Source organism: Mesorhizobium sp. M2C.T.Ca.TU.002.02.1.1, from assembly GCF_003997225.1.
In genome coordinates, this window is sequence record NZ_RZTO01000201.1 from 1 (window position 1) to 8,503 (window position 8,503).

The 8,503-nt window shown below is 62.5% G+C and carries 10 protein-coding genes and 1 pseudogene; 5 read left to right on the forward strand and 6 right to left on the reverse strand.

Translation table 11 applies throughout. The annotated features are described in order from the left end of the window. The 4 genes and pseudogenes from EOD07_RS13310 to EOD07_RS13325 all read right to left on the reverse strand — a co-directional run. Window positions 1-560: pseudogene (locus EOD07_RS13310) on the reverse strand (ABC transporter transmembrane domain-containing protein); the annotation flags it as partial. A 374-nt stretch (window positions 561-934) separates the two neighbouring features. Further along, entirely contained in the window at window positions 935-1,342 is a 408-nt protein-coding gene (locus EOD07_RS13315; RefSeq protein ID WP_127235782.1) for a GNAT family N-acetyltransferase, read from the reverse strand. 7 nt (window positions 1,343-1,349) lie between these two features. Beyond that, window positions 1,350-3,029 carry an NAD+ synthase gene (locus tag EOD07_RS13320; protein ID WP_127235783.1) on the reverse strand — a complete coding sequence of 560 codons (1,680 nt, stop codon included), beginning with the start codon at window positions 3,027-3,029 and terminating at the stop codon, window positions 1,350-1,352. Window positions 3,030-3,193: 164 nt separating this feature from the next. Continuing rightward, entirely contained in the window at window positions 3,194-3,907 is a 714-nt protein-coding gene (locus EOD07_RS13325) for a DNA-3-methyladenine glycosylase I (protein ID WP_127235784.1), read from the reverse strand. Between the two features lie 92 nt (window positions 3,908-3,999). Here EOD07_RS13325 and EOD07_RS13330 point away from each other — a divergent pair, with 92 nt between their 5' ends. Further along, window positions 4,000-4,563 (forward strand): DUF1003 domain-containing protein, encoded by a 564-nt coding sequence (locus tag EOD07_RS13330; RefSeq protein ID WP_040981433.1) that lies wholly within the window; start codon window positions 4,000-4,002, stop codon window positions 4,561-4,563. Continuing rightward, on the forward strand, window positions 4,560-5,159 hold the full coding sequence (locus tag EOD07_RS13335) for a DedA family protein (protein ID WP_041008817.1): 600 nt from the start codon (window positions 4,560-4,562) through the stop codon (window positions 5,157-5,159). Before EOD07_RS13330 ends, EOD07_RS13335 begins: the two co-directional genes overlap by 4 nt. Window positions 5,160-5,168: 9 nt before the next feature. Here EOD07_RS13335 and EOD07_RS13340 read toward each other — a convergent pair whose 3' ends face one another. After that, window positions 5,169-5,528, reverse strand: a complete 360-nt coding sequence (locus EOD07_RS13340) for a diacylglycerol kinase (protein ID WP_040981437.1) — start codon at window positions 5,526-5,528, stop codon at window positions 5,169-5,171. A 78-nt stretch (window positions 5,529-5,606) separates the two neighbouring features. After that, entirely contained in the window at window positions 5,607-6,026 is a 420-nt protein-coding gene (locus EOD07_RS13345; RefSeq protein ID WP_127235785.1) for a GFA family protein, read from the reverse strand. A gap of 319 nt (window positions 6,027-6,345) precedes the next feature. On the opposite strand from EOD07_RS13345, the gene EOD07_RS13350 reads away from it, so the two are divergent. The 3 genes from EOD07_RS13350 to EOD07_RS13360 form a co-directional block, all read left to right on the forward strand. After that, on the forward strand, window positions 6,346-7,416 hold the full coding sequence (locus tag EOD07_RS13350; protein WP_127235786.1) for a diguanylate cyclase: 1,071 nt from the start codon (window positions 6,346-6,348) through the stop codon (window positions 7,414-7,416). Between the two features lie 83 nt (window positions 7,417-7,499). Then, complete coding sequence (locus tag EOD07_RS13355) at window positions 7,500-7,877, forward strand: antitoxin Xre/MbcA/ParS toxin-binding domain-containing protein (protein ID WP_041008823.1); 378 nt, start codon at window positions 7,500-7,502, stop codon at window positions 7,875-7,877. After that, a partial coding sequence (locus EOD07_RS13360) for an RES family NAD+ phosphorylase (RefSeq protein WP_164772224.1) occupies window positions 7,837-8,503 on the forward strand: 667 nt, incomplete at its 3' end. The genes EOD07_RS13355 and EOD07_RS13360, both read left to right, overlap by 41 nt.

The window sequence follows — 8,503 nt, forward strand, 5'->3', positions numbered from 1 at the left end:
GAACAGCGCCGAGCCGGCCGCCACGACGGCTCCCATCAGCGGCCAGAACCAGCCGAGCAGCAGCGTCGATCCGACCAGCATGACGACCGACGGCATCAGCGCGATCAGGATCGTATCGTTGAGCAGATCCAGCGCCCACATGCCGCGCGTTATCTTACGCACCGTCGACCCGGCGAAGCTGTTGGCGTGCCAGTCGGTCGAGAAACGCTGCACCCGATGGAAGGCATCTGCGGCGATGTCCGACATCATCTTCAGCGTCAGCTCAACGATCCACAGGAAGGCGACATTGCGCAGCACGACCCCGGCCAGCGCCAGCGCCATAAGGATCGAGAACGCCATCATCGCCGCATTCCAGGCGACTGCGTCGGTTCCGGCGCCGCTGGCCACCGCATCGACCAGGCGACCGGAATAGAAGGGCGTCAGCACATCGGCCAACGTCGAGAGCAGGAAGGCGCCCATGATAGCGAAAGCCGCCACGGCTGACGCCGCCAGTGGCCAAATGTGAAGCCGAGCACGCTGCGAAAGGCGCTCGCGCGCAGATCGATCTTGAAACGAGCCATGATGTCATCCGGGCGCAAACGAGCCCGGTCCCGGAAAAATCGAATTGGAAAACCCGCATTCCGCGCCCTGCGGCGCTCCAAAAGAGCGGGAGGTTCAGTATGGTAGGCAGCCTGCCCTGAGGCGGCGACCGGCAGCGGCAAATGCCCGTCCTGCGTCCGGCTCTCCGAAAAAACTTCGGAAAGCCCGAGCAGACCTAGGCTTCGCGGCCTCGCATAACGATGTCAAATCCTGCCATACGGTCCTCCCGGAAGGGAATCGCGGAGAGGCCCTTATAGGGAGGCATCAGCCGGTCGCCAAGCCGGCCTATCGCCAAAACGGCATCTGGTCCAAGCACTGAGACGAATTTGCAACAACGGCGGGTTGTAGCGGGACCTCAGGCAGCGGGTGAGCGATCCAGCCGCATGTAACGACCCTCCGTCCGGAATCCGAACTTCTGATAGAGGCTGTGAGCGTCGTTGGTTGTGAGGCTCCAATGAGAAACGGTCTTCATATCGGGATGATCGAGGAGTGCTTGCACAAGCTGTTTGCCGATCCCATGCCCGCGGCGTTCCGGCCAGACGATGACGTCGAGTAGATAGGCAAAGACGGTATAGTCGGTGATCACGCGGGCGAAACCGACCTGCTCACCATCGAGATAAGCCCCGGCGCAAAGCGAGTTCTCGAAAGCGCGCCGGTTGGCCTCGTCGGTGCGCGACGCACCCCAATAGCTTCGCATGATCTGGTCGGAGGTCGCCCGGAAATCGATCCGCGACAGGTCGAAACTGATTTCAATGTCTGCCATGCAGAGGCTAGCCGCGGTCCCGGAATCGGTTGGTGATCGGGTAGCGGCGGTCGCGGCCGAAATTCTTCTTCGTGATTTTCACGCCGGGCGCCGCCTGCCGGCGCTTGTATTCGGCGATGTAGAGCAGGTGCTCGACGCGCGTCACCGTCGCCCGGTCGTGGCCGCGCGCGACGATGTCGTCGACACTCATCTCGTTCTCCACCAGGCATTCCAGGATGTCGTCCAGCACCGGATAGGGCGGCAGCGAATCCTGGTCGGTCTGGTTTTCGCGCAGTTCCGCCGACGGCGCCTTGTCGATGATGTTCTTCGGGATGACCTCGCCCGAAGGGCCGAGCGCGCCCGGCGGCACATGCGAATTGCGCCAGCGCGACAGCGCGTAGACCTGCATCTTGTAGAGATCCTTGATCGGATTGAAGCCGCCATTCATGTCGCCGTAAAGCGTGGCATAACCGACCGACATCTCGCTCTTGTTGCCCGTGGTGACCACCATCGAGCCGAATTTGTTGGAGATTGCCATCAGGATCGTGCCGCGCGCGCGGCTCTGCAGGTTCTCCTCGGTGATGCCTTCCTGGGTGCCTTCGAAGAGCTGCGTCAGCGCATGCTTGAAGCCTTCGACCGGTTCGGAGATCGGCACGATGTCGTAGCGGCAGCCAAGCGCGCGCGCACAGTCCTCGGCGTCCTTCAGCGAATCCTTCGACGTATAGCGGTAGGGCATCATGACGGTCCGCAACCGCTCTTCGCCCAGTGCATCGACGGCCAAGGCCGCGCAGATCGCCGAGTCGATGCCGCCGGAAAGGCCGAGCACGACGTTCTTGAAACCGTTCTTGTTGACGTAGTCGCGCAGGCCGAGCATGCAGGCCCGGTAATCCGCCTCTTCCCGCTCCGGGATCTTCGACATCGGGCCTTCCGAGCAGACCCAGGTATCTCCCTTTCTTTTCCAGGTGGTGACGGCGACCGCGTCCTCGAACTGGCTCATCTGGAAGGCCAGCGTCTTGTCGGCCCCGATGGCGAACGACGCACCATCGAAGATCAGCTCATCCTGGCCGCCGAGCTGGTTGGCATAGATCATCGGCAGGCCGGTTTCGATGACCTGGCGGATCACGACCTGGTGGCGGACATCGATCTTCGCGCGGTAATAGGGCGAGCCGTTCGGCACCAGCAGGATCTCGGCGCCGCTTTCGGCCAGCGTCTCGCAGACGGCGATGTCGCCCCAGATGTCCTCGCAGATCGGAACGCCGATGCGCACGCCACGGAAATTGACTGGCCCTTGCAGTTCCGGCCCGGGTTGGAAGACGCGTTTCTCATCGAATTCGCCGTAATTCGGCAGATCGAGCTTGTAGCGCTCGGCAATGATCTTGCCACCGTCGGCGAAGACAATGGAATTGTGTGTGCCCGACTTGCGCTTCAGCGGCGTGCCGATGATGACGCCGGGGCCGCCATCGGCCGTGTCCTTGGCGAAATCCTGCGCCGCTTTCTCGCATGCCTTCAGGAAGGAGGGCTTGAGCACCAGGTCTTCCGGCGGATAGCCGGCGAGGAAGAGCTCGGTATAGAGCACCAGGTCGGCGCCCTGTCGCGCCGCATCCGCCCTTGCCTCGCGCGCTTTTGCCAGATTGCCGGCGACGTCGCCGACAGTCGGGTTGAGCTGGGCGACGGCAATGCGCAGGATATCGGGAGCGGTCTGGGTCATGAAACGGATGTAGCGTGGCTCAAATCGCCCCGCAATGGCGTTTGGTTGTGCCACTAAGGATCGACCGCAGGTCGTATCCCGACTGATCGGCAACGCCGATCATGTCCACGATCGATCAAAGATCGTATCCTGATCGATCGGCAACGCCGATCAGTCCTGGCCACCTAGTCGCCCATATACTCGCGCAACGCCTCCGCCGAGCGGTTCTCGCCGATCGACATCGCCAGGATGCGCGAGATGTGGCGGCGCGGCAGCCCGGTCTCGGCCGACCATTGGTTGATCTGCGCCTGGATCTTGTCGAGGTCCCGCTTCGAGGTCGGGTTCTCGGCGATATCGAGGCCGGCGTCGCGCAGCGCCGCCGCCATGTCCGACGAGACGACGAACGTGTCCCATTCCAGCCAGCGCAGGAAATACTGGCCGGTGTTGCCGCCGAGACGGCTGCCATGCTTGGCGAGATAGGCGGTCAGGCCGACCTGATCATCCGCCGGCCAGGCGGCGATGAATTTGCCGAAACTGCCATGCTCCTTCGAGACGCGGTCGACGAAGGCGGCGTTGTCGCGCACCGACTTGATCTTCTGCGGGTTGCGCACGATGCGGCTGTCGGACGCCAGCTCGTGCCAGAAATCGTCGGGCTGGAACAGAAGCCGCTTCGGCTCGAAGCCGAGGAACGCTTCCTCGAAACCCGGCCATTTCTGCTCGATGACCCGCCACACGAAGCCGGCGGCGAAAATGCGCTCGGCCATGGTGGAGAGAATGCGGTCGTCGGGGACTTTCGCCACCGCCGCATTGTCCGGCGCTGGGCCAAGCAGCGGAGCGAGCACCGCCTCGCCCCCCTTGCGCTTGGCCGCCCGTGCGTGGATTTTCTGGAAATCGAGCATCTTTGTCCTCGCCCTGTTCGCCGCAATCTAGCACTTCACGTCCGGCCCGGCAGCCTCTACGTCTATCGACGCCCGGGCGAAGGAGAAGACAGATGAACAAGATCGTCGAGGACATGGCGAACCGTTTGCTCAAGCGAAAACCGGAAGGTTTCGGTCCGCTCGAGAGCCGCGTGCTGCAATCGACGCTTGAGCGCACCACAATCACGCGCGACACCAACAAGGCCGTCGCCTTCCACGCGACCTATGGCGACCGCGTCGCCGATACCATCGCCAGGATCGGCGGCTCCTGGTCCTTCATCCTCGGCTTCCTGGCCTTTCTCGCCGTTTGGACCGTCGGCAATGCCTGGCTGCTCACGCGCGATGCCTTCGACCCCTACCCTTTCATCTTCCTCAACCTGGTGCTGTCGATGCTGGCGGCGATCCAGGCGCCGGTGATCATGATGTCGCAGAACCGCCAGACCGAGCGCGACCGCATCGACGCAGCGCATGACTACGAGGTCAATCTGAAGGCCGAGATCGAGATCATGGCCTTGCATGAAAAGCTCGACGAGCTGCGCCACAGCGAGATCATCGGCATGCGCGACGAAATCCTGCGCATGGCCGAGCAGATCAGGCGCATCGACGAGAAACTGTCGGCGCGGCCAGCAACGGAATGAGCGAGACCATCCATCATCTCATCGAGCAATACGGGCTGATCGCGGTCTTCCTGGGTTGCGTCGCCGAAGGCGAAAGTGCCGCGATCCTTGGCGGCTTCTTCGCCCACCAGCATGTTTTCGTGTTGTGGCAGACTTTCCTCGCCGCCTTTCTCGGCGCTTTCGCCGGCGACACCTTCTTCTTCACCCTGGGACGCAGCTTCGCCGAACATCGCTATGTGAGAAGATTGCGCAGGCGTCCGGGCTTCAGCCGCGCCTATCGCCTGCTCAACACCCATCCCAACATATTCGTGCTGACCAACCGCTACATCTACGGCATGCGCCTGGTCGGCGGCATCGCCGCCGGCCTGTCGACCGTGCCCGTGCCGCGTTTCGTCATCTTGAATGCCATCTCGTCCGCGGTCTGGGCGGCCCTGTTCAGCGGCATCGGCTATATCTTCGGCCTGGGCGCGGAACAGATGGTGGGTGAGGCGTTCGCGCGGCATGAACGCCTGCTCATTGCCCTTGGTGTTGGCCTCGTCGTCGCTGTTGTTGCCTGGCTGGTCGGCCATCACTTTGCCGGACGCGAACGCGCCAAGGAAGATCAGGCAGGGTCCTGATCCGCAAATTCAGATCGGCGCGCCGATCAGGCGCTCGATCAAGGCGATGCCCCACACGCCTCCGGCGATCACGATCGAAATCAGCACGGCCAGCGAGCCGCAATCCTTGGCAAGCTGGATCTCGATGTGGAATTCGCGCGAGATCGCGTCGCAGGCCGCCTCGATGCCGGTGTTGAGCACTTCGACCATGATCAGCAGCAGCACGGCGCCGATCAGCAGGGCATAGCCGCGCCAGGAGACCGAGATGAACCAGCCGGCAGGCAGGGCGAGCGCAAGCAGCATCAGCTCCTGCTGGAATGCCTTCTCGTGTGCGGCAAGCTTGCGGAAGGCTCGTACCGAATTGATGAAAGCGTCGATCAGCCGCTGCATGCCCAGCCCCGTTTCGAGTAACCGTCAGGGGGATATCGCAACGGCCGGATCAAGGGAATAAGGCAGCCGCCGCAAAATTCATCCATCAGCCACCTTTATCGACGGCGTCGACTTCTCGAATTGCGGCAACCCGTCCTCGATCGAATAATAATCGCCCTTGTCGCCGACGAAGATGTGGCTTTCCGCGGAAAGACCGCTCGGCCGCTCGAAGGAACCGGCCATGATGGAGATCGTGTCCAGCTCATTGTGCTTCCAGAACAGCAGCGAACCGCAGGTGCGGCAGAAGCCGCGTTTCGCCACGTCGGACGCGCCGTACCAGTTGAGCGCGTCGGCGCCCTCTATGACGATATCGGCATCCTTGGAGGCGGTTGCCGCGACGAAATGGCCGGTTTGCCGGCGGCATTGCGAGCAGTGGCAGTAGACGACGCCGCGCAACGGGCCTCTCGTCCTGAAACGCACCGCCCCGCACAGGCAAGATCCGCTGTGGCTGTCATCCATTCCGGCCTCCTTCGATGCTCTGCCGATCCATTGCCGGACAGAATTTCAGGTTTGAAATGGCTGGGCGCAGGCAAATGCGACACCGGAGCGACGCGTTTCAAAAGCTGCGCCTGCACAGCTCTACATCCTGTGGTAGCAGAGATATCGAGGAAATGCAGGCCATTAAGGAAACTTTAGCGCAACTGCATCTATCATTCCTGCAAGCGAAGGTCGTGTTGGGGACGCGCCGTCGCATTTACGGTTCCGATTCAAATCCCCGCATGCGCGACACCCGGCGGTGGCAGGTCTCCGGTCGCACTGAAGGGGTAGTGAACAGAACATGCAGCCGGCAGCCGTTCCGACCGACAGGAATACCGACATCGCCAGCACCGTCGTGGCGACGATGCGTCAGCTCGGTGTGCTCGGATTGCCGCGCAACTATGAGATCTTCTATGAGGCGCTGAGCGGCAGCAATCATGAGCTCAGCCTTGCCGTCGTCTCGTTGAGCAACCGCCCGACCCAGGAGGACCTCGACGGCATCGGGCGCACCTTCTTCCCCCAGCATCACGGTCCGGCCATCGTCGAGCACGCCCGCGAGATGGTCGCCAACGAACTTGAGGAAATCGCCGCGCTGTTGCGCAGCGAACGTTCGCATATCGAAAAATATGGCCGCATCCTCGATGAGACCTCGATCGGCCTGAGCAACCGCAGCCTGCTTTCGCAGGAAATCCTCCAGAAGATCGCCGGCGCGATGTCTGCAGCCACCAGCTCGACGATCGACCATGGCCGCCAGATCGCCAGCACGCTCAGCGAAAAGACGGCCGAGCTTGAAAGCGTCAAGTCGAAGCTCGAGGAATACAAGCGGCTTGCCGACACCGATCCGCTCACGCAGCTGTGGAACCGACGCGCCTTCGACAAGGAGATCACCCGAATCTACAACAGCAACCGCGGCATCCTGTTCAACGCCTTGATCCTTGCCGATATCGATCATTTCAAGGACATAAACGATCGCTACGGCCATCCGGTCGGCGACAGGATCCTCCAGATCATCGCCGAGATCTTCCAGTCCAGCGTCCGTTCCGACATGTTCGTCGCGCGCACCGGCGGCGAGGAATTCGCCCTTATCGTCGAGGGCGCCAGCGAGGAAGCCACATACGAGATCGCCGAGCGTATCCGCATGCGGATCGAGCAGACGCCGTTCACCAGTAGCCAGACCGGCGTGAACTACGGCGCCGTCACCGTGTCGCTGGGCATCTGCATGGCCTCGGAGGCGGAAAGTCCCGAAGATCTTTACACAAAGGCGGACCGGGCGCTTTATCGTTCCAAGGTCGGCGGCCGCAACCGTGTGACAAAGCACTCGGCCACGGCCAGCCGGGCCGGCAAAGGCTGGCTGCTTTACAAGAAAGACTGACGACCCGTCGAAAATCCAGTGACTGCCCTTTCCAGGTGAATTTTTGTGGACTATATTTTCCACAGAAATGAAAGGGTGCGCTTATGCAACGTCCAGTCGCGGCCGCCGCGGCGGCCGAAAACGCCGTTATCACCAAGGCCACGCTGCGCGCGGCCGACCTGCTCGACATCACCGCCAGGACGCTCGCTTCGGTCATCGGTGTGTCGGAAGCAACGGTCTCGCGCATGCGCAAGCAGGAATTCCTGCTTGAACGCGGCACCAAGCCGTTTGAGCTCGCGGTGCTGTTCGTCCGCCTGTTCCGCTCGCTCGACGCCATCGTCGGCGGCGACGAGACCGTTGCCCGGGCATGGCTGAAGAACCCCAACACCACGCTCGACGGCACGCCGCTCGAAAAGATCCTGACGATTGCCGGACTTGTCGATGTCATTGCCTACCTGGACTCCCGGCGCGCTCTCGTCTGAGGCCGTCAGGCTCGAAGGCAAGTACTGGCGCATGGTCGAGGCGCAGCATCGCGTCTCGACCCTCAAGCTCGTCGACACGCTCGACGAGCAGTCGCTGCTGGAGGACCTCATCGAGGATACCAAGCCGCATATCCCGCTGGAATGCCGCCACCTCCATTACCTGTTGTCGACGCCTTTTCGCTATGGCTCCGTCTATCCATACGGCTCGCGCTTCCGCCGCGCCGGCAAGACCAAAGGCGTCTACTATGCCGCCGAGACGGTGCTGACGGCGGTGGCGGAAATGGCCTTCTACCGCTTGCTGTTCTTCGCGGAGTCGCCGGCGACGCCATGGCCGAACGACGCAGCGGAATACACCGCCTTCGCCGCCGCGATAAAATGCGACCGCGCGATCGACCTGACACGGCCGCCGCTCGATCGCGACGAGAAGGCCTGGACCCAGCCCACCGATTACACCGCCTGCCAGGCGATCGCCGATGTCGCGCGCGAAGCCGAACTGCAGGCGATCCGCTATCGCTCGGTGCGCGATCCGAAGGGCGCCAACATCGCGCTGCTGACCTGCAAGGGCTTTGCCAAGGCGAGGCCGCTGGAGCCGCAGACCTGGCGCATCCGGATCGGCTCCTTCGGCC